Annotated in this window: 16 protein-coding genes and 3 tRNA genes; 8 read left to right on the top strand and 11 right to left on the bottom strand. The window is 33.9% G+C overall.

Annotation, left to right across the window (positions count from 1 at the left end):
• Positions 1 to 55 precede the first annotated feature (55 nt).
• Positions 56 to 1,852, bottom strand: a complete 1,797-nt coding sequence (gene typA / locus B0M43_RS23640) for a translational GTPase TypA (RefSeq protein WP_065451368.1) — start codon at positions 1,850 to 1,852, stop codon at positions 56 to 58.
• Between the two features lie 222 nt (positions 1,853 to 2,074).
• Between typA and B0M43_RS23645 the strand changes: the two genes are divergently transcribed.
• Positions 2,075 to 3,730, top strand: coding sequence for a PAS domain-containing protein (locus B0M43_RS23645; RefSeq protein ID WP_246860171.1), 1,656 nt, complete (start codon positions 2,075 to 2,077; stop codon positions 3,728 to 3,730).
• A gap of 5 nt (positions 3,731 to 3,735) precedes the next feature.
• On the top strand, positions 3,736 to 4,140 hold the full coding sequence (locus B0M43_RS23650) for a response regulator (protein ID WP_065451366.1): 405 nt from the start codon (positions 3,736 to 3,738) through the stop codon (positions 4,138 to 4,140).
• Positions 4,141 to 4,339: 199 nt separating this feature from the next.
• Here B0M43_RS23650 and rpsT read toward each other — a convergent pair whose 3' ends face one another.
• From rpsT to proS, 5 genes are all read right to left on the bottom strand, one after another.
• Entirely contained in the window at positions 4,340 to 4,591 is a 252-nt protein-coding gene (rpsT, locus tag B0M43_RS23655; protein WP_055095632.1) for a 30S ribosomal protein S20, read from the bottom strand.
• Between the two features lie 155 nt (positions 4,592 to 4,746).
• Positions 4,747 to 4,818 (bottom strand) — tRNA-Glu (locus tag B0M43_RS23660).
• Between the two features lie 44 nt (positions 4,819 to 4,862).
• A tRNA-Glu gene (locus B0M43_RS23665) sits at positions 4,863 to 4,934 on the bottom strand.
• A 44-nt stretch (positions 4,935 to 4,978) separates the two neighbouring features.
• Positions 4,979 to 5,050: transfer RNA gene (locus tag B0M43_RS23670), tRNA-Glu, on the bottom strand.
• 77 nt (positions 5,051 to 5,127) lie between these two features.
• Positions 5,128 to 6,606 carry a proline--tRNA ligase gene (proS, locus tag B0M43_RS23675; protein WP_065451365.1) on the bottom strand — a complete coding sequence of 493 codons (1,479 nt, stop codon included), beginning with the start codon at positions 6,604 to 6,606 and terminating at the stop codon, positions 5,128 to 5,130.
• Between the two features lie 101 nt (positions 6,607 to 6,707).
• On the opposite strand from proS, the gene B0M43_RS23680 reads away from it, so the two are divergent.
• The 6 genes from B0M43_RS23680 (at position 6,708) to B0M43_RS23705 (ending at position 13,935) form a co-directional block, all read left to right on the top strand.
• The gene (locus tag B0M43_RS23680) at positions 6,708 to 7,694 is read left to right on the top strand and encodes a hypothetical protein (RefSeq protein WP_065451363.1); all 987 of its coding nucleotides are present in this window, start codon (positions 6,708 to 6,710) and stop codon (positions 7,692 to 7,694) included.
• Between the two features lie 45 nt (positions 7,695 to 7,739).
• Positions 7,740 to 9,299 carry an OmpP1/FadL family transporter gene (locus B0M43_RS23685; protein ID WP_078005656.1) on the top strand — a complete coding sequence of 520 codons (1,560 nt, stop codon included), beginning with the start codon at positions 7,740 to 7,742 and terminating at the stop codon, positions 9,297 to 9,299.
• A 155-nt stretch (positions 9,300 to 9,454) separates the two neighbouring features.
• Complete coding sequence (locus tag B0M43_RS23690; protein ID WP_078005657.1) at positions 9,455 to 10,882, top strand: T9SS type A sorting domain-containing protein; 1,428 nt, start codon at positions 9,455 to 9,457, stop codon at positions 10,880 to 10,882.
• 213 nt (positions 10,883 to 11,095) lie between these two features.
• Positions 11,096 to 12,409: a 30S ribosomal protein S12 methylthiotransferase RimO gene (gene rimO / locus B0M43_RS23695; RefSeq protein ID WP_065451358.1), complete on the top strand. Its 1,314-nt coding sequence runs from the start codon at positions 11,096 to 11,098 to the stop codon at positions 12,407 to 12,409.
• Positions 12,410 to 12,451: 42 nt separating this feature from the next.
• The gene (locus B0M43_RS23700) at positions 12,452 to 12,997 is read left to right on the top strand and encodes a hypothetical protein (RefSeq protein WP_078005658.1); all 546 of its coding nucleotides are present in this window, start codon (positions 12,452 to 12,454) and stop codon (positions 12,995 to 12,997) included.
• A 32-nt stretch (positions 12,998 to 13,029) separates the two neighbouring features.
• The gene (locus tag B0M43_RS23705; protein ID WP_078005659.1) at positions 13,030 to 13,935 is read left to right on the top strand and encodes an N-acetylmuramoyl-L-alanine amidase; all 906 of its coding nucleotides are present in this window, start codon (positions 13,030 to 13,032) and stop codon (positions 13,933 to 13,935) included.
• Positions 13,936 to 14,532: 597 nt separating this feature from the next.
• Here the strand turns inward: B0M43_RS23705 and B0M43_RS23710 are convergent.
• The 5 genes from B0M43_RS23710 to B0M43_RS23730 form a co-directional block, all read right to left on the bottom strand.
• Entirely contained in the window at positions 14,533 to 15,627 is a 1,095-nt protein-coding gene (locus tag B0M43_RS23710) for an outer membrane beta-barrel protein (RefSeq protein WP_065451354.1), read from the bottom strand.
• Positions 15,628 to 16,285: 658 nt separating this feature from the next.
• Entirely contained in the window at positions 16,286 to 17,305 is a 1,020-nt protein-coding gene (locus tag B0M43_RS23715) for a glycoside hydrolase family 5 protein (RefSeq protein ID WP_078005660.1), read from the bottom strand.
• Positions 17,306 to 17,315: 10 nt separating this feature from the next.
• Positions 17,316 to 18,551, bottom strand: coding sequence for a glycoside hydrolase family 27 protein (locus tag B0M43_RS23720; RefSeq protein ID WP_078005661.1), 1,236 nt, complete (start codon positions 18,549 to 18,551; stop codon positions 17,316 to 17,318).
• A 126-nt stretch (positions 18,552 to 18,677) separates the two neighbouring features.
• Positions 18,678 to 19,640, bottom strand: a complete 963-nt coding sequence (locus B0M43_RS23725) for a T9SS type A sorting domain-containing protein (protein ID WP_078005662.1) — start codon at positions 19,638 to 19,640, stop codon at positions 18,678 to 18,680.
• A 203-nt stretch (positions 19,641 to 19,843) separates the two neighbouring features.
• Complete coding sequence (locus tag B0M43_RS23730; RefSeq protein WP_078005663.1) at positions 19,844 to 21,097, bottom strand: fasciclin domain-containing protein; 1,254 nt, start codon at positions 21,095 to 21,097, stop codon at positions 19,844 to 19,846.
• Positions 21,098 to 21,105 lie beyond the last annotated feature (8 nt).

Here is a 21,105-nt window from a genome sequence, read left to right on the forward strand (position 1 = left end):
CCCAAACTCCGTAAAAATTGGAATTTGGGATTTTTTATATTGAAATTTAAATCTTTTAGAATTTAAATCTTTTTCTATCAGTTTCTGTCAAATAGATTTTTCTCAAACGAATAGATTTTGGTGTAACCTCTACATATTCATCTTTTTGAATGTACTCTAAAGCTTCTTCAAGAGAGAAAATAATTGGCGGGATGATTCTTGCTTTTTCATCATTTCCAGAAGAACGAACGTTAGATTGTTTTTTCTCTTTCGTTACGTTTACACACATATCATCAGCACGAGAGTTTTCTCCAATTACCTGACCTTCGTAAATTTCAGCATTTGGTTCAACAAAAAACTTACCACGATCTTGCAATTTATCGATAGAATAAGGAATAGCTTTTCCTTTTTCCATAGAGATCAATGAACCTTTGTTACGTCCGGCAATTTCTCCTTTGTAAGGCTCATATCCAATAAAACGGTGTGCCATAATAGCCTCACCAGCTGTTGCAGTAAGCAATTGGTTACGCAATCCAATAATTCCACGTGATGGAATATTAAATTTTACAATCATACGTTCCCCTTTAGTTTCCATAGAAAGCATTTCTCCTTTACGCATTGTAACGAATTCTACTGCTCTACCTGAAAGGTTTTCTGGTAAGTCGATTGTTAATTCCTCAATTGGCTCACATTTTTTACCATCAATTTCTTTGATGATAACTTGTGGCTGACCGATTTGCAACTCATACCCTTCTCTTCTCATTGTTTCAATAAGAACAGATAAGTGAAGTACTCCACGACCAAAAACCATGAATTTATCAGCAGAATCAGTTTCACCTAACTTCATCGCTAAGTTTTTCTCTAATTCTTTTGTCAATCTTTCTCTAATATGACGAGATGTTACAAATTTACCTTCTTTACCAAAGAAAGGTGAATCGTTAATTGTAAACAACATACTCATTGTTGGCTCATCAATTGCGATAGTTTGTAAAGCTTCAGGATTATCGATATCAGCAATAGTATCACCAATTTCAAAACCTTCAACTCCAATAATAGCACAAATATCTCCAGCAATTACTTCTGTCACTTTTTTACGGCCTAAACCTTCAAAAGTATGTAATTCTTTAATACGTGATTTTATAACTTTACCATCTCTTTTTACCAAAGAAATTGGCATACCTTCTGTCAATACACCTCTTTCAAGACGACCAATAGCGATACGACCTGTAAATGCAGAGAAATCTAAAGATGTAATCAACATTTGTGGAGTTCCTTCAGAAACTTTAGGAGCCGGTACATTTTTGATTACCATGTCTAATAAAGGCTCAATGTTGTCAGTTTGGTTTCTGAAATCTTCAGACATCCAGTTGTTTTTAGCAGAACCATAAACAGTTGGAAAATCTAATTGCTCTTCAGAAGCACCTAATTCAAACATTAAGTCAAAAACTTTCTCATGAACTTCTTCAGGAGTACAGTTTTCTTTATCAACTTTATTGATAACTACACAAGGTTTTAAACCAAGGTCAATCGCTTTTTGCAATACAAAACGCGTTTGTGGCATTGGACCTTCAAAAGCATCAACTAGCAAACATACACCATCGGCCATGTTTAATACACGTTCTACTTCTCCTCCAAAATCGGCGTGGCCAGGAGTATCGATAATATTGATTTTTGTTCCTTTATATTGAACTGATACGTTTTTTGAAGTAATAGTAATACCTCTCTCACGCTCTAAATCGTTATTATCAAGAATTAAATCACCTGTGTTTTCGTTGTCACGAAATAATTGACAGTGATACATAATTTTATCAACCAAAGTGGTTTTACCGTGATCGACGTGGGCAATAATTGCAATGTTTCTAATAGATTCCATCTGTGATTTTTAATGGGTGCAAAGGTACACTTTATTTTGATATAAAAAACGTTTCTGCGATAGTTTGCGTATAGACAAGTAATTAGTTCGTTAAAACAATGTAAATTTAACCCCCAAAATGAACTTTCGTTGTTGTTTAATTATAGTTAATTTAACTATATTTGAGTAATGAAAAGTAAAACTCTCCAAATTACTCTAGTTTACGTTATCATATCGCTAATTATGGCAATTCTCTGTCATAAAATACTTACTTCGTACTTTTCTAAAATAGAATATTTTTATTTATTCTTTGTAAAAGACATCATTTTTATATTAGCTACAGGGTTTATTTTCAGGTATATATTAGCAAAAAATGAAAAGAAAAATATTTCTGTTTTCGAAAAATTAAAGAGAACAAACGAAGAAATCAAAGAATCGAACGAAAAATATGACATTGTTGCAAAAGCGACAAGCGACACTATTTGGGATTGGAAAATTCAGGAAGACAGCATTAACTGGAACAAAGGAATTGAAAGTGTTTTTGGATACAATCCGGCAGAAGTGGGAAAAACATCAAAATGGTGGTTTGACAAAATACATCCTGAAGACAGCATAAGAATGTCTATTAAATTATACTCATTTATCGAACAAAAAACCGAAAAATGGCAAGATCAATACCGATTTAAATGCGCAGACGGAACTTATAAATATGTTCTTGACAGAGGTTTTTTGTTGAAAGATGAAAACGGAAGAGCCATAAGAATGATTGGGGCGATCCAGGATATCACCAAACAAAAAGAAGAAGAACAACGACTAAAACTGTTAGAAACCGTAATCACGCAATCTAAAGATTCTATTCTAATTACAGAAGCCAACTCAGGAGATCGCAGAATTCCTAAAATAGTATATGTCAATCCTGCATTTTCGCAAATGTCCGGATACCTTTCTCATGAAATAATTGGTAAATCGCCAAACATCTTCAAAGGACCAAAATCAGATTCAGAAGAATTAAAAAAATTATTAACAGCCATAAAAAACAAAGAAGAGTGCCTAATAGAAACTATTAGTTATACTAAGAAAAAAGAAGAGTATTGGGTCCGCTTTTCAATGATTCCAATTTTCAACAGTGAAGAAAACATCTCACACTGGATCTCTATTCAAAGAGATATCACCGATGAGAAAAAATTAGAAACAGAAAAAGAACATCTTATTCGTGAATTAACTCAAAATAATAAAGACCTAAAACAATTCTCCTATATCACGTCGCATAACCTGCGAGCCCCATTATCTAATTTAATAGGACTTCTTAACCTAATAGAAGACACCCCTGTAGAAAATCCTGAACTCAGAGAAATTCTTTCCGGTTTTACAAAATCAACTCATTTATTAAACGAAACCATCAATGATTTAGTAAAAGTTATTATCATCAAAGACAATCCTTCAATGCAAAAAGAAGAAGTCTCCTTAAAAGAAGTTTTCGAAAACGTCTTTAGCCAATTGTCTTTTCAAATCGAATTACACAAACCTATTATCAAACTCAAATTCGACAGAGTTCCGTTATTAAATACAAACAAAGCTTACATTGAAAGTATTTTACTTAATTTGCTGACGAATTCGATAAAATACAAATCAGAAAACAGAAAACTGAAGATTTCCATCACTGCCGAACAAATAGACAATAAAGCAGTTTTAACTTTTAAAGACAACGGAATTGGAATTGATCTGGAAAGAAATGGCGACAAAGTCTTCGGATTGTATCAGAGATTCCACAATTATCCCGACAGCAAAGGCTTGGGGCTTTATTTAGTAAAATCGCAGGTAGAAACAATGGGAGGAACAATAAGCATCGAAAGCGAAGTTAACAAAGGAACATCATTTACAATAACATTTAAAAATTAAATCATATGCTCGAGCAAATTTTATGCATCGACGACGATCCGATCACGTTAATGCTATGCAAAAAAGTAATTTCAAAATCTTCATTTTCAAAAGAAATTATCACTGCTCAAAACGGCGAGGAAGCATTGCATCATTTTAATACTTTAAAATACAACAAAAACAAAGCAAGTAAACCTGAATTAATTTTTTTAGACTTAAACATGCCTGTAATGGGCGGATGGGAATTTCTGGACTATTTTACCTCTTCAGATTATACCGAATTCAATAGTGCACGCGTCATTGTACTTTCTTCTACAATTGACCCCGAAGATTTGGCCAAAGCAAAAAAATATCCCATCATTATCGATTTCCTTTCAAAACCTATTACACAGCCAATGCTGGAGTATCTAAAAAAGAAAATGGATCTTTAAAAATAAATTTTAATAAAATTCCAATTTAAAATCCCAATTCCAACAGGCAGAACTAAATTCTAACTAAAAAATTCCAAATCCCAACACCTATATAGCTATTGGGATTTGGAATTTATTTTTTTTTGAATTTTCCATTTTTTTACAAACAAAAAAAGTCCTCTAAAGAGGACTTTTATATATTTTAGGAAATTGTAATTAATTACAATTTAGCAACATGCTTAGTTAATTTAGACTTCAAGTTAGAAGCTTTATTATCATGAATGATGTTCTTTTTCGCTAATTTATCAATCATAGAGATTACAGTTGATAATTTTGAAGTAGCGTCAGCTTTATCCGTAGCTATTCTTAATGCTTTAATCGCGTTACGAGTAGTTTTGTGTTGGTATCTGTTAAGAACTCTTCTTTTTTCGTTACTTCTGATTCTTTTTAATGCTGACTTATGATTTGCCATTTTGTTTTAATTTTAGATGTAATAATTATTATAAATACTAGCTAAAAAAGAAAAACCTCCCACAATTGCAAAACAATCACTTTGGTTTTAACTAATAAAATAAAAATCGAGACACCAATCCTTATTTTACAAAACTTATTCACAACTAATTTTAGTAGTCTGTAAGGGAATCGAACCCCTGTTACCAGGACGAAAGCCTGGAGTCCTAACCCCTAGACGAACAGACCAGTATTCTTCTAAGTTTTTCTATATTTAAATAGAGGTATTATTGTAGCCCGTAGCGGAATCGAACCGCTCTTACATGGATGAAAACCATGCGTCCTAACCGATAGACGAACGGGCCATTTTAATTCTCAGTATTTCAAGAACAATTCGCGAAAAAAGTAGTAGCCCGTAGCGGAATCGAACCGCTCTTACATGGATGAAAACCATGCGTCCTAACCGATAGACGAACGGGCCTGCTTCTCTAATGCGGATGCAAAAATACAACTATTTTTAAGATGTACAATACCTGATGCGAAAAAAATTAAAAAAAATTAATACGCCTTGGCAAACAGCACTCTTTTTGAAGAAGGATTACCAGTAAACACACAGGTTCCCGCCTCTTCTTTGCTATCCAAAGGAATACAACGAATTGTCGCTTTTGTCAAATCTTTTATCTTCTCTTCGGTGGCAGCAGTTCCGTCCCAATGTGCAGATACAAACCCACCTTTACCGTCTAAAATTTCTTTAAATTCCTCAAAACTATTTACTTCCGTAATATGAGTATCACGATACTCTAATGCCTTGTTAAATAAATCTGCCTGAATTTGCTCCAATAAGTCATTTATATAAGTAACAATTCCTTCTCCGGAAACAGTCTCTTTTGTCAATGTATCACGTCTTGCCACCTCGAAAGTTCCGTTTTCTAAATCTTTTGGTCCAACAGCAATTCTAACCGGAACACCTTTCAATTCCCATTCAGCAAATTTGAATCCTGGTTTTTGAGTTGTTCTGTCATCATATTTAACTGAAATTTTCAACTTTTTCAATTTAGCAGTTAAATCATTAACCGCAGTTGTAATTTCAGCCAATTGCTCATCGGTTTTATAAATAGGAACAATTACAACTTGTATTGGTGCTAAATTAGGAGGCAATACTAATCCCTGATCATCTGAGTGCGTCATTACCAACGCTCCCATTAAACGAGTTGAAACCCCCCACGAAGTTCCCCATACATGTTCCTGTTTTCCTTCGGCGTTAGCAAACTTTACATCAAAAGCTTTTGCGAAATTTTGTCCTAAAAAGTGCGATGTTCCAGCCTGTAATGCTTTTCCGTCCTGCATTAAAGCTTCAATACAATACGTTTCATCAGCACCTGCAAAACGCTCTGTTTCGGTTTTTATTCCTTTTACAACCGGAATTGCCATAAAACCTTCAGCAAAATCAGCATACACATTCATCATCTTTTCAGACTCTTCTAATGCTTCTGCCTTTGTAGCATGTGCCGTATGCCCTTCCTGCCATAAAAATTCAGCAGTTCTCAAAAACAAACGTGTACGCATTTCCCAACGTACCACATTTGCCCATTGGTTAATTAATAAAGGTAAATCTCTGTATGATTGTACCCAACCTTTATAAGTAGACCAAATAATAGCTTCACTGGTAGGACGAACAATAAGTTCTTCTTCTAATTTAGCATTTGGATCCACCATTAGTTTTCCGGGTCTATCCGGATCATTTTTCAATCTGTAATGTGTTACAATAGCACACTCTTTTGCAAATCCTTCTGCATTTTTCTCTTCCGCTTCAAACATGCTTTTCGGCACGAACAAAGGAAAGTATGCATTTTGATGTCCTGTTTCTTTAAACATTCGATCTAACTCAGCCTGCATTTTTTCCCAAATAGCATATCCGTAAGGTTTGATAACCATACATCCTCTAACGCCTGAATTTTCAGCTAGATCTGCTTTAACAACCAGCTCGTTATACCATTTCGAATAATCTTCTGATCTTGTAGTGAGGTTCTTACTCATATTGAATAGTTTGGCACAAATTTTGTTTTAATAATTTTAACTAAATAGTTTGACAAAACTAACTATTTTTGTAATGTGCAACAATAAAAAACACCACAGATATGAAAACTTCTACATCTCTCCGCCAAAACTCAAGTCATTTTTACTTAATTGGAATATTGAGTTTTCTACTAGCATCGTGTGGTTCTTACCAAAACGCTTCATATAATGATAATGATGGAGTATATGGCGGTTCGACAAGAACGTATGCTCAAACAACTACCACAAGCACTAATAATCAATATAAAGATTACTTTAGATCACTACAAGATGAAAATCAGCCAACTGAAATTTTTACAGACGTTGATACCTATGGCAATTATGCCGATAATGACAGTACACAGACTGTTGCGACCGCTTACCCTGCCTGGGGAAGTGCAAATACTGATGTTTCTGTAAATGTTTACTCTGACCCTACATGGTCAATGGGATTCGGACTTGGTTTCGGATATCCATATTATGGATGGGGTTACGGAGGAGGCTACTGGGGTTATCCTAGCTATTGGGGACCAGGATGGGGATATCCGGGATGGGGATACCCAGGCTACTGGGGACCTGGTTACGGCTACAGATACAACAATTATTCATATAGCTACGGAAGAAGAGGTTCAGCTGCTTATTATGGCGGAAGAAACTATGCTTCTAACAGAAATTTCACTACAAACAGAAGTTACAACAGTAACAGAAATTACACCAACAGAAACTATACTACCAACAGAGGTAATTATACAACAAACAGACAAAACGGATATTCTGATTTTAGAAGAAGCTCTACAAACGGAAGAACTTACAATTCGTCAAGCCCAAATTTCACAAACAGAAGAAGTGCTGCTCAGGGACAAAGTAATAGTTACGACTATTCTAACAGAAGATCAAGCAGCAATACAACAACCAGAAATTACAATAGCGGTAATAACAACGCCCCAACAAGAAGCTACTCTCCTAGCCCATCACGTTCTATGAACAGTGGCGGAGGAAGCATGAGATCATCTGGCGGCGGTGGCGGTGGCGGAAGATCATACGGAGGAGGCGGAGGCGGAAGAAGATAATACCTTCTTTTGCAAATCGAAAAATCACATTAAAAACTTATCCCAATGAAAAAAATATTATTCCTACTTATTACAGGACTAACTGTCAGCGTCTCACATTCACAAGAAGTATCTGACGCCGTTCGTTATGCACAAGATAACTTAACCGGAACTGCACGTTTTAGAGCCATGAGCGGTGCATTTGGAGCTGTTGGTGGAGATTTATCATCAATAAGCATTAACCCTGCAGGATCTGCTGTTTTCTTAAACAATCAGACCGGAATAACTTTTAGCAACCAGAATATTAAGAATAATTCTAATTATTTTGGAACTCAAATAAGTGACAAAGAAAACTCTTTTATACTGAACCAAGCAGGAGCTGTTTTTGTTTTTCATGATCATAATCCTAGCAATAACTGGAAAAAAATTGCGATTGGAGCCAATTATGAAAACACCAATAATTTTAATAATAGTATTGTATCTGTAGGAACAAATCCAACAAACTCTATTGGTGATTATTTTTCAGAATTTGCAAATTACTCTAACGGCGGATCTCCAGTTCCTTTTCAAATTATCAACAATAATAATATTAGCTACACTTATAAAAACCTAGGATCTAACTATCCTAACGGCCAATACCCTAATTTATCCGGCTATTCTGCACAGCAAACTTATTTAGGAAGTCAAGGGAAAATTATTGGCTATGATAATGTCAGTAATTCCTACCCATCAAGAATTCCTGCAGGTGGTAATTATTATCAGGAAAATGAAATTTTCTCTAGCGGATACAATAGCAAATTAAGCTTTAACATCGCAACCTCGTACAAAGACAGAATTTATTTAGGGGCCAATTTGAATGTACACATTACAGATTACAGAAGAACAAGCAGTTTTTACGAAGACAATGACAATCCTTTACTACCAACAGAAACAATATCCAACTTACGCTTCAACAATGATCTTTATACATACGGAAATGGATTTTCTTTTCAACTTGGAGCCATTGCCAAAGTAACAGAATCTTTCAGACTTGGTTTAGCATATGAATCTAATACTTGGTACGAACTTTATGATGAATTATCACAAAGCTTATACACTACAACAGACGTTATTGGAGGACAATCTCAATATTATGACATTAACCCTGATGTACTAAATGTTTACGAATCATACACCTTGCAAACTCCAGGAAAAACAACTTTTAGTGCCGCGTATGTATTTGGAAAATCAGGATTGATTAGTGTTGATTATGCTATTAAAGATTACGGAAACACTAAATACAAACCAAATGATTCAGGATTTAAAGGATTAAACAATGACATTAGCAATCAATTGACTACCGCAGGCGAATTAAGGGTTGGTGCTGAATACAAAATAAAACAATTGAGTTTACGCGGTGGATATCGTTTTGAAGGAAGTCCTTATAAGAACGGAACTACAATTGGAGACTTAAATAGTTACTCTGGAGGTTTAGGATATAATTTTGGAGGAACAAGAGTAGATTTAGCTTACTCGTATTTAGAAAGAAAATCGAATCAGGGATTTTTCGCAACCGGATTTACTGATGGCGCGAACATTACATCGAAACTAAACAATGTTTCTTTGACTTTATTATTTGAATTGTAATTAAGAATAAATAGATGAATGGAAATTTCCGTCAGGTGTTACTTGACGGATTTTTTTTGATTAGGAAGTGTTAATTATAAATTATTTCATACAAAAATAAACTTAAATAGAGATATTTTCGTATATTATTTTTTTTAACACTAAATATCAAAACCATGATTACATTAAAAAACTACATTCTTTATTTATTTCTATTTCAGTTCACCCTCTACTCACAAGTAACAGTAAAAACCAACGAACTAAAAGCAGACAACAAATCAATCACAGATAACACAATTGCATTCAACAGTAATCCAACAATCAATGTATCACTAAATGTACATCTAGAAACATCAAACGGATCAGTAGACAATACTTTTGGAAACTTATATGTATATTATAAGAAAAACGAAACTGATATTCCGATGCAGGTAGGATTTCATTCCGTAACATTTTACCTCAAAACATATTATACAAGCGACATACTTTTCAACACCGTAACACTACACAAAAACGAGTTCTACAATACAGGAGGTATTCTTTATGCAGAATACAAAAACAATAAAAACCAAACATATCAGTCAACCAAAATAGCAATCACCGGAGGTTCTTTAGCTACAGCTCCTCCGACACCTACAAATCAAAAAATAGTAACTCAAAATCTAAAATATAGCGAAGATCTACCTATAATCAACTCAAAAATATTTGTGCCAAATTATTCTTCAACTTCTTTCGATTTAGAAATTTACAGATCACAAAGTGACGGACAAACTACAGCAATTAACATTTACGCTTACGAAGAATTTGGCAAAAAAGAAATTCTTTTGAAAAGTGTCGGGATTGGAGGATTCTTCGATTCATATTTTTTAATAAAAAACATTAAAATAAACTACGATGCTTTAGACTTTACAAAATACACTTGCAAAATAAGAATCGAAATAAGAGATTATTCAAAAGATTTATCAACATATAAATCAAACATTGATATATTATCTCAAAATACTCAACCTATATCTATAATTTTAGCTAAAACAATCTACGACAATGTAATAGAAGGAAATCAAACCCTTAATATTGGAGAGATACCCAAACCTTTTACATATCAAAGTCCATATATTGATTACACAATTCGAGACCCAAAATACAGAGTTAGTAGAGCGGTTTACGACCATAGACCAATAACAATTTTTAAATGGCAAACAAAAACCGAAAATAGTAACTGGACAGATATTATAAATCAAACATCTATTGGATACAATCCTAATATAATTTTTAAAGAAAACGTTTACTATCGAAGAATCGCTTTTTATGACGAGCAATTCAACGTGAGTAATATTATTTCAATCACTCGAAATTTACTAAACTCTAGCAATAAAAGTGAAATTAACATATATCCAAATCCCATCACAAATTATTTTAATATTGATGGAGCGGTAAAAATAAACGACATTGCAATTTATGATTCTTTTGGGCAAAAAATAAATGTCGTTAAACAACAAAAATCCACCAATCTAATAGAAATCAACACAACTAATCTACAATCTGGTATCTTTATTTTAAAAATAGACAATACTACTTTTTCAAAGACATTGATAAAAAATTAAACATAATTAAACAATTTTAAATTTCCGTCAGGTCTTGCCTGGCGGATTTTTTTTTAGCCTCGATGAAAGCGACATCCTTTTGTGTCCGTCGCGAAAGACACAAAAAGATATAGCGGACAGAGGGAATAGCTTCATAAAAAACACGTAAAAGAAAAGGAAACAAGCGGTGTTTGAATAAAAAAAGTGTAATTTTGCACTCCAATTTATAAAAGTATGAGAACCAAGTCTTTAAAAAAGAACAAAATTAACGTAATCACTCTTGGGTGTTCGAAAAATGTATATGACAGTGAAGTGCTGATGGGACAACTTCGTGCAAACGGAAAAGAAGTTGAACACGAAGCACCAGCAGAAAGAGAAGGAAACATTATCGTAATTAACACTTGTGGTTTTATTGATAACGCAAAAGCAGAATCAGTAAACATGATTTTGGAATATGCAGACAAAAAAGACAGAGGATTAGTTGACAAAGTTTTTGTGACGGGTTGCTTATCTGAGCGTTATAGACCAGATTTAGAAAAAGAAATTCCCAATGTAGATCAATATTTTGGTACCACAGAATTACCTCAATTATTGAAAGCTTTAGGAGCCGACTATAAACATGAATTATTAGGAGAGCGTCTGACTACTACTCCTAAAAACTATGCTTACCTAAAAATTGCCGAAGGTTGCGACAGACCTTGCAGTTTTTGCGCTATTCCGCTAATGAGAGGTTCGCACGTTTCACAGCCAATTGAAAAATTAGTTAAGGAAGCACAAGGTTTAGCAAAAAATGGCGTTAAAGAATTAATACTGATCGCTCAGGATTTAACTTATTACGGCCTTGACATTTACAAAAAGAGAAATCTTGCTGAGTTATTAGAAGAATTAGCCAAGGTAGAAGGTATTGAATGGATTCGTTTGCATTATGCATACCCTACAGGTTTCCCGATGGATGTTTTGGAATTAATGAAGCGCGAACCTAAGATTTGTAATTACATCGATATTCCGTTACAACATATTTCAGATTCTATTTTAAAATCGATGCGTCGCGGTACTACACGTGCTAAAACAACACAATTATTGAAAGATTTTCGTGCTGCTGTTCCAGGGATGGCCATTAGAACTACTTTAATTGTTGGATATCCCGGCGAAACTCAGGAAGATTTTGAAATCCTGAAGGATTTTGTACAGGAAATGAAATTTGACAGAATGGGATGTTTTGCTTATTCTCATGAAGAAAACACACATGCCTATTTATTAGAAGATGATGTTCCGGACGAAGTAAAACAAGCGAGAGCAAATGAAATAATGGAATTGCAATCGCAAATTTCATGGGACTTGAATCAGGAAAAAGTTGGTCAGGTTTTTAGATGTATTATTGACAGAAAAGAAGGCGCACACTTTGTTGGAAGAACTGAGTTTGACAGTCCGGATGTTGATAATGAAGTCTTAATTGATGCCTCTAAACATTATGTAAAAACTGGCGAATTTGTTAATATAAGGATAATAGAAGCAACAGAATTTGATTTATACGGAGAACCTGCTTAAATTTACGCTAAACAATTATTAATTTAAGATAAAAACACTTTTATGAAACCTACTCAATCTTTATTTCTTTTAGTTTTTACCTTATGCTGTTTCAATTTTGCTTCGGCTCAATACGGAAACGGATATAATAATGGCTATGGCGGCGGCGGTTATGGACGCGGTGGCGGAATGGACAGAAGTATGATGTCAGGACCTCAGCCTAATACCAGCAAACCCAAAGAAACGCCTCCCGAAGAAACTGCAGCTAAAATTGTAGAGCAAATGAAACCGGCAGTAAATCTTGATGAACTTCAGGCTATTGCCATTGCAAATGTTTTTACTGACAGCATGAAAGAACAAGGTATTCTTTTGAAAAACGAAAGCAGCAGTCAGGATCAAAAGGTGGAACAAATAAAAGCACTAAGAGAAAGTACTACTAAAAAAGTAACTGCTTTTTTGAACCCGGATCAAATTGAAAAATATACTGCCTTTATGGCCGACTTTAAAGAGATAAAAAAACCTTCGAAGTCAAAAAAGAAAAAAGACTCTAAAGATAAAGACACAAAAGAAGTAAAAGAAGATACTGAAGCAAACAAAGTTCAGGAATAATTGTTTCAACCTCATCTTAAAATATAAGCACTATGACAAAAAAACACTTTTGTTATCTAATTTTAGCCCTTGTTATTACCGCTTGTTCGACAAACCCTTATAAAATTACAGAAAAGGTCTACGATCAGCAGCTTAAAACTTTAGAAAATCAAATTACAAGCAAAGAGGTCAAACCGATACCTGCCGTTAGCCCTGTAGTGATCGACACTAGTTATGCTGCTCAATTAGGCATTGTAAAAGACACTTTGTCGAAAACAGGATCTACTTATTTACTAAATGGAGTAAATACAGAATGGGTTGGAACTGTAAATTTTAACTTAAGAAAACCTAGTTTTATTATTATTCATCACACTGCTCAGGATTCTTTACAGCAAACTATAAAAACATTTACCTTGACAAAAACTCAGGTAAGTGCTCATTATATTATTTCTGAAAACGGAAAAGTAGTTCAGATGTTGAATGATTATTTGAGAGCATGGCATGCCGGCGCAGCAACTTGGGGAAAAAACACTGATATAAACTCTTCGTCTATAGGAATTGAACTTGACAACAATGGTTTTAAACCTTTTACAGAAGCGCAAATTAGCAGCTTAGTTGCTCTTTTAACAAAACTAAAAAAAGACTACAACATTCCTACTCAAAATATATTAGGACATTCTGATATTGCGCCAGGACGAAAACAAGACCCAAGCGCTTTATTTCCGTGGAAAACTTTAGCAGAAAAAGGATTTGGCATCTGGCCGGATGAAATTCTGGAAGAGGCTCCTTTTGATTTTAAAATTGAGCCTGCGTTGAGAATTATTGGTTACAATACCAAGAATCTTTCGGCAGCAATACAAGCTTTTAAACTTCATTATATTCAAACTGATGTTACAGCTACTTTAGATAGAAAAACAATAGATACTATTTACTCGATTTATAAAAAGCAAATTCAGTAAAAAGAATACAATACCAAAAATATATAAAACGCGTTTCTAAATTTAGAAACGCGTTTTTTATTTACTGCCACGTTGCCACAACCAAAAGAAGAGTCTTGCCACAGATTAGAATGATTAAAAAGATTAATACTTCTCTTTATGCATAATTTTTTTACCACAAATTACACAAATTTGCACAAATTGAGAATGTAAAATTTAGCTACTCCTGAGGTCTATGAGAATAGAAAGATCAATACTTCTCTTTATCTATACTTTTTTTGCCACAACCCGAGCGACAGCGAACAGGCGAAGCAATTATACCAATTTGCACAACTTGAAACAAAAACTTAATATCAGATACTGCACGAAAAACTAAAATGATTTTGTTTCACGCATATTAAAACAAATTAAAATGAATTTAATTTTTAAACTTTATTAATGAATATATTTGCGCAGATCTGCCCAAATCTTTTTTAAATCTGCGTGAAAAAAGAATTTACTATATCTCTTCTCTATTACTCTAATCTTCACAAAAAGACTTCAAATAAAAAAGCTGCCAAAACATTAGTGTGTTTCGACAGCTCCAAAAAAAAAAAAAAAAAATATCAATCTTTATCTCTAGAAAGAGTATGTTGTAGCAATTAAAGCGTAGAATGATCCTCCTGTTGGCAAAGCATCTTTATCTAAAAAGATATCTTCTGAGGCTGAATCGTATCTTAACTCAGGGATTATAGTTAGTTTTCCAACTTTGTAATTTAAAGAAACCGTATTTGCAAGAACACTTGATCCCATTAGCGCTCCTACATTGGCAGCAGCATCCTTAGCATCAAAATATTCTATTCTGTAAGCTAAGCTCAATGATGGTTTGAAAGCATAATTAGCGTAACCTACTACTGAAAACCAATCACCATCTAACTCACTATCGAAATCATTTTTAGTTTTAGCATATGTTGCATTAAATCCTAAAGAAAAAGCATCAGTTATTGTTTTTGATGCTACAAAATCGATTTGCGTCTTATTTTCATCAGACGGGATTACTATAGTTCCCGGAGTAGGATTTGTACTTCCTGATGTGAAATTCAAATAGGCACTTCCTGTTTCGCCAATATAACCCAATTGTGCTATATAAGTTTTTTGAGTTGAACCGGCATCCATAGCTGATTTAAAATCGGTAGGATTTGTAATTCCTGCCATGGCAGTAAACTTTCCTGATGTATACTGTGCTTTTACTCCAGTATTAAAGAATGGCCCATAAGAGAAGGCGTATGACATGCTGTAGTTTTTATTACCTACCGCATCTAATACCTCATATCCTATATGTGTACCAAAACTACCTGCCACTACTTTAAATTCATCTGTTATCTGATAAGTGAAAAACAATTGTTTAATTAAAAATTTTGCATTAATATCTTTATCTGTTGTTTCATTATATGAAAATTCTCCTGCTCTTTTTCCAAAACCTAAGTCTACAAAAACAGAGGCTTTCCCAAATGTGTGTGCTGCCTGAACAGAGGCCATTCCTAGTTCGAATGAATCTTGAGAGTTGGTAAAGCTCGTTAATCCATTCATTTGTTTTGAAAAATCATATTTATAGTAAGCATCTGCGGATCCTCCCCAAGTTGTTGCTGGCGAAGTCGTGGTTTCAGTATCTTCTTGAGCAAAAGCAAAAGAACTCGTTAACATCGCGGCAAAAATGTGTAATACTTTTTTCATGTGTAATTGGTTTTTGGTTATTAATTGATTCTGGTTAGTTAATCTTTTATATATGTATTGTAATACTATAAGTCCCTTTTTAAAACCTCTTTTCTGCCTCTAAAACATCTTCATTTTCATTAGCGAATTTATTAACTTTTGTATGAGTAGAATAATTGAAGACTATTTTTTTGATGTTTTGATAGCAGAATTATGGATTACAAAAATTAAATTAACAATAATCGTGATTTGACATTTATAAAGAATATTTTTTGAAAATTCAACAACGAATTTTATAGCGTTTTTAACCAAAAACACACACATAATAAAATTTACACACTAAAAACAAGACTAAATTAGCCAAAAAACACACATTAAAACAAAACACCCCCTAAAAAAATAGGGTACAATTAAAAATAAAAATAAAACACAAACCAAAACAAGCATTTATATAACAAATAATCCAGTTCAAGTTATAAAGTCTAAATTCCTACAAAAACACAATGCTAAAACTCTCATTTTGACAGATAGCAAAACAAAATTTATAGACGCGAATAGTACCAAATGATCCAAAAAAAGGAACAAAAAAAGGAACAAAAAAAGGACGCACAATTGTGCGTCCTTATAGCGATAAATTACCGTTAAAATTAATACCACGAATTTCTTTCTGGTCGCTTACCTATTTTTTATCACTGGAAAACAAATAAGTTTGCTTGTGCACAGGTATATATCTACTAAACTCCCATGTATTATATTTTTTGAAATATTGACGGGCAATGATTCCGGATTCTTTTAAGTCTTCCATTTTCCATTTACCGGTAGATTTAGCTGATTTTTTCAATATAGAACAGGTTTCATCTTTATCAGAAACAGACCAGGTAATCCAACTTAGTTTTCTGGCTTCCATCCAATCGATATATTCCTGCCATGCTTTTAGATCTAATGGGCCATCACCAGTCGCTTCCATTCCGGCAGATTCTGATACAAAAATGGGTAAACCTTTATTTATAGCTGCATCTGTTTTATCTCTAAGTTCCTTGCCATGTGTTGCAGCATAAAAATGCATTGTATACATTATATTGGTATAACCCAAAATAGGATCGGCTGCGGCAAGGTCAACATCCTGATCCCAATGTGGCGAACCAACCAAAATAATATTTTTAGGATCATTTTCTCTGATCACTTTTATTACTTCTTCAGAATAGGCTTTTACCTCAGCCCAGCTTTCGTGATCCGGCTCATTAAATATCTCATATATAATATTAGGATATTTAGAATACTTTTTGGAAATATCTGCAAAAAATTCTTTGGCTTCTTTTAAATTAATATTATGACTGTGCCAATCTACAATTACATAGATATCAGACTTAATCGCTCCTTTTATAACGGCTTCAATTTTTTCTTTCGAAAATTTCGGATCCTTTAGATATGAATATTCTCCGAGTTCAACTCCCATTGCGGCCCGAACAACATTACAGTTAAAATCTTTTTTTAGCCATTTAACTGCTTTTTCATTATAAAACCTAGGCCACATACTGTGCCAGCCAAAACTCATTCCTCTTAAAACAACAGGTTCATTAGAACTATTTACTAATTGAGTGCCCGAAACACTAAGATACTTATGTGTTTGAACCTGAGCATTTAAAAAGGTGAAAACTAAAACAAAAGCGACAAGAAATAATTTATTCTTTAACTTCATAATAAAAGGTTTAACGATATAATTTTAGTGTAATCACATCATGAGAAGCAAGTTCAGAGACAAAACTGTTCTTAGTATTGCCAATTTCCTTATTCTTCCAAAGATCTTTCAGTTTGTAAACTGTTTTACTAAAATCAGCTTCATAACCAAAATCTGTATCTTTGATTAGGTGCTTTTTCCAATCGAAATTGATCTTTTTATTCACTTCACTTCTATTCAAAAAAGTAACTGCCCAATTTCCATCTGATAATGGTTTAACCCAAACTTCTAAACCATCTTCGGCTGAATATTTAAAACCCTGAATTCCTAATTTATCCTGATTGATTGCAATCAAATCTTTATTGGTTAAAATCGCCAGAGTTTCTTTAGACATTTTTCTGAAATCATTTCCGGCAACAAGCGGCGACGAAAGCATACACCAAATGGCAAAATGCGATTTATCTTCGGTATCATTCATTTCGTTTCCAACCTCCATCATATCAAAATCATTCCAATGATCAGGACCTGAATATTTACGAATATCTTTTCTCATTTCGGCTATCTTCATGAATCCCCATGACGACCAATTTTCAGGATGTTTGAATTCACAATCAAAACAAGGATAAATATCGCCCGAGATTCTCCAAAGGTTCCCAACTGGTTTCCCCCACTCCCATGGCTGATTGTCTCCCCATTCGCAAAGACTGAAAACAATAGGTCTTCCGGCAGTTTTTAGTGCATTACTCATTGTAGTATAAGCTTCCGGCGCAGTAATTCCTTTTGTATTACACCAATCATATTTAAGAAAATCAATTTCTAATTTAGCATAAAATCTTGCATCCTGATACTCATAGCCACGAGTTCCCGGATAACCGGCGCAGGTTTGCGTTCCGGCACAATTGTACAAACCAAATTTTAATCCTTTGCTATGCACATAATCTACGACAGCTTTCATTCCGTTTGGAAACTTAACCGGATCCGGAACCAAATCTCCGTTGGCATCTCGTTCTCTGGTCATCCAGCCATCATCGAGTACAATATAATTATATCCTGCTGCTGCCATTCCTGACGAAACCATTATATCCGCGGTTTCTTTTACTAATTTTTCGTCGATACTTGTTCCAAAGGTATTCCAGGAATTCCAACCCATAGGAGGTGTCATGGCCAAACCTTCAAATTTTCCAGCTGTTTGTGTATGTGTATTCCCCTGGCCAAAGCTACAGTTGCACCAGATTGTAAAGGCTAATAGTACGATTGTTTTTTTCATTATAATTTATTTTTGATTTTTTTTAATGATGGAAACTTTTTTAATTTAATACATTAATAATTAACGATATAAAAAACTCCAAATCGATTAGCTCGAAATGGAGTTCTTTTTAAGAACAACTTTTTTTTAATTCACAACTAAATTTTTAGTTTTTACAATTCCATTTGGATACGTTACCTGAACAATATAAATCCCTGCAGTCAAAGAGGGTCCTACAGCCGTTTTAAGCGGAATATAAGTACTTGGTCCCAGTAATGAAAATGTAAGTTTTAAAGCACCTGAACTATTATAAATTCTGCAAGTTGCCGGAGCTTGCGATGAAACTGCAGTTGCTACGATAGTGATATAACCATTACTATATGGATTTGGTGATACTGTAAAATCATAATTTGGCCCCGGATTAGGAGTGTTGTTTAAACAACCTGTTAAGTTTAACGAAACCGAATTACTATATGTGGTCGATGACACAGTATTCGACTGACATCCTGATAGTGATGTTGTACTTGTTACATCATACAAAAAATAAGATTGTCCGTTTAAAGGTAGTTTTAGGTCAAATACATTTTTTGAGGTTTGTGTTACTACAATACTTGGATCCGGTACTCTTGGTGCGATTGAAAAATTTGTATTCGGGCTTGGATTTGGATCTGTTGTTACCGTTAATGTTATAATATGATATTGATTGGTACAGTAATCATTTGTTTTGGTTACAAGATAATTGGGCTGTACAGGCACTTCGGGCGCAACGAATGTAATTTGTTTTACTGCTACAACCGTACCGCCACTTTTAAATTCTACTTTAAGGATTTCTCCTCCGGCAATAAATCCCGGATATTTATACAAAACTTTAAAAAGCGTCAAAGGAGATGGGTTTCCTGAAAATGTCACAAGTGGATCTGTACAAGACCATACTACTTCATCATAAGGTACGCTTGGCGCTACCACTGAATAAGAAGGATTTGAAGCTACACAATAAGGATTTAAGCCTGTAATTTCCTGAGCATTTGACCTATAGCCCATTAAAATTAAAATAAAACTTAATAAACAAAGTTTTAGTTTGGTTGAAAATTGAAAGTCATTTTTTTTCATAAATTCTTTTTTTTTGGTTTGTTAATATGCAATAAATTTAACCAGAAAAACAGATAAAAAAAGATACTATTTTCTCAAATAACAGTACTAAACAATCATATAACAAACTGATTATCAATAAACAAACTGGTTTTATAAAAAATATTCCCTAATTGAATGAATTAGGGAATACTTTAAACAAAACTCAAAATAAAAACCTTCTTTTATAAGAAACCTATGTCATCAAGATATACAGTTCCAGGTTCACCTGAATATTCCTGAATGTTTAATGAACTTATCGTTGCACCAATCTTATCTGCTTTAAGATCCGAAAACGGAATTGAAAGATTATTCCACTCTCCCGCTTTTACCTCAACAGAAAAACCTGTAGCCCAAGGTAAATCAGTTGCGATAGAAAAGAAAAGTTTAGTTGTTTTTACAGGGAATACAGAAATCTTCAAATAACCATAATCTGCAACATTAATAGAATTAAACCCTATAGACATACCTGTCCAACCCTCATTATTTGTTCTTTTAATAGAATAAGTACCACGATTTACTCTTTCTGTATTTTGAAAATCCTGAGTACCTCCCCAGCCACCGTCCCAAACTGGTGAAGCTGCTCCTGAAAAGTTATCACCATACAATAAGTATCTCACACCCAGCGTAGCAATATTTGAAACACCATAAACTGTTTGTACTGTTACAAGAGCATTAGAACCATAATCTGCCGGAACCGTTACTTGTATTTCTGTTTTAGATAATACTTTAAACGTAACAACTTTGTCGTCAAACTTAACATTTTGTACTTGCACAAAATTCAGACCTTTAACAATAATATCTTCTCCAGGAGAAGGAGACGCATTAGACACGCCTTCAATTACCGGAGCCGGAGGATCTAAAGATATTACGTTGTCTAAAACATTTACAAAACCATTTGTACCATAATAATCTACTCCCGGAGCAGGTTTATCAGATCCGTTTACTTTTAAAACGCCATTTGTAACATTTACACTTAGCAAATAAAGATCTGCATCTTCTGCATTCGCCATTGTAGACAATTCGCCAGTTGTTAGATAATCAGCCTGTACACCATCTAAATAGCCTACTCTCTTTTTTACTCCTTTTACAACATGACTTAAAACCACCTCTCTTAAAACATCTACCGGAACCAGTGTGATATCAGGATATCCAAGCGAATTTACATAACCGCTTTTTACCAAATAAGCATCAAAAGCAGCATCTGTAGGAATAAAAAAAGTAAAATCGTCGGGTTTATCAAAAGTAGATTTTAATCCTGCCAAATCTATAGCTTTGGTAAAAGTCGCTAAATTAGTATTGGCTGCGATTATCCCGTAAACTGAGTTATAATTTTGCTGAGCACCTCCAACATCTTCAATCGTATCATCGCAGGAAGAAGCCATTGCAAGCAAAAGTGCGCCTAATGCAATTTGTTTTAATTTATATAATATTTTCATAAGTTTTC

Origin of the sequence: Flavobacterium sp. KBS0721, assembly GCF_002007065.3 — a bacterium.
GTDB classification, from domain to species: Bacteria; Bacteroidota; Bacteroidia; order Flavobacteriales; family Flavobacteriaceae; genus Flavobacterium; species Flavobacterium piscis.

Excerpts from the sequence above, each read along its gene's own strand:
- typA (WP_065451368.1), bottom strand. The coding sequence starts at position 1,852 with ATGGAATCTATTAGAAACATTGCAATTATTGCCCACGTCGATCACGGT.
- B0M43_RS23645 (WP_246860171.1), top strand. The coding sequence starts at position 2,075 with ATGGCAATTCTCTGTCATAAAATACTTACTTCGTACTTTTCTAAAATA.
- B0M43_RS23650 (WP_065451366.1), top strand. The coding sequence starts at position 3,736 with ATGCTCGAGCAAATTTTATGCATCGACGACGATCCGATCACGTTAATG.
- rpsT (WP_055095632.1), bottom strand. The coding sequence starts at position 4,591 with ATGGCAAATCATAAGTCAGCATTAAAAAGAATCAGAAGTAACGAAAAA.
- proS (WP_065451365.1), bottom strand. The coding sequence starts at position 6,606 with ATGAGTAAGAACCTCACTACAAGATCAGAAGATTATTCGAAATGGTAT.
- B0M43_RS23680 (WP_065451363.1), top strand. The coding sequence starts at position 6,708 with ATGAAAACTTCTACATCTCTCCGCCAAAACTCAAGTCATTTTTACTTA.
- B0M43_RS23685 (WP_078005656.1), top strand. The coding sequence starts at position 7,740 with ATGAAAAAAATATTATTCCTACTTATTACAGGACTAACTGTCAGCGTC.
- B0M43_RS23690 (WP_078005657.1), top strand. The coding sequence starts at position 9,455 with ATGATTACATTAAAAAACTACATTCTTTATTTATTTCTATTTCAGTTC.
- rimO (WP_065451358.1), top strand. The coding sequence starts at position 11,096 with ATGAGAACCAAGTCTTTAAAAAAGAACAAAATTAACGTAATCACTCTT.
- B0M43_RS23700 (WP_078005658.1), top strand. The coding sequence starts at position 12,452 with ATGAAACCTACTCAATCTTTATTTCTTTTAGTTTTTACCTTATGCTGT.
- B0M43_RS23705 (WP_078005659.1), top strand. The coding sequence starts at position 13,030 with ATGACAAAAAAACACTTTTGTTATCTAATTTTAGCCCTTGTTATTACC.
- B0M43_RS23710 (WP_065451354.1), bottom strand. The coding sequence starts at position 15,627 with ATGAAAAAAGTATTACACATTTTTGCCGCGATGTTAACGAGTTCTTTT.
- B0M43_RS23715 (WP_078005660.1), bottom strand. The coding sequence starts at position 17,305 with ATGAAGTTAAAGAATAAATTATTTCTTGTCGCTTTTGTTTTAGTTTTC.
- B0M43_RS23720 (WP_078005661.1), bottom strand. The coding sequence starts at position 18,551 with ATGAAAAAAACAATCGTACTATTAGCCTTTACAATCTGGTGCAACTGT.
- B0M43_RS23725 (WP_078005662.1), bottom strand. The coding sequence starts at position 19,640 with ATGAAAAAAAATGACTTTCAATTTTCAACCAAACTAAAACTTTGTTTA.
- B0M43_RS23730 (WP_078005663.1), bottom strand. The coding sequence starts at position 21,097 with ATGAAAATATTATATAAATTAAAACAAATTGCATTAGGCGCACTTTTG.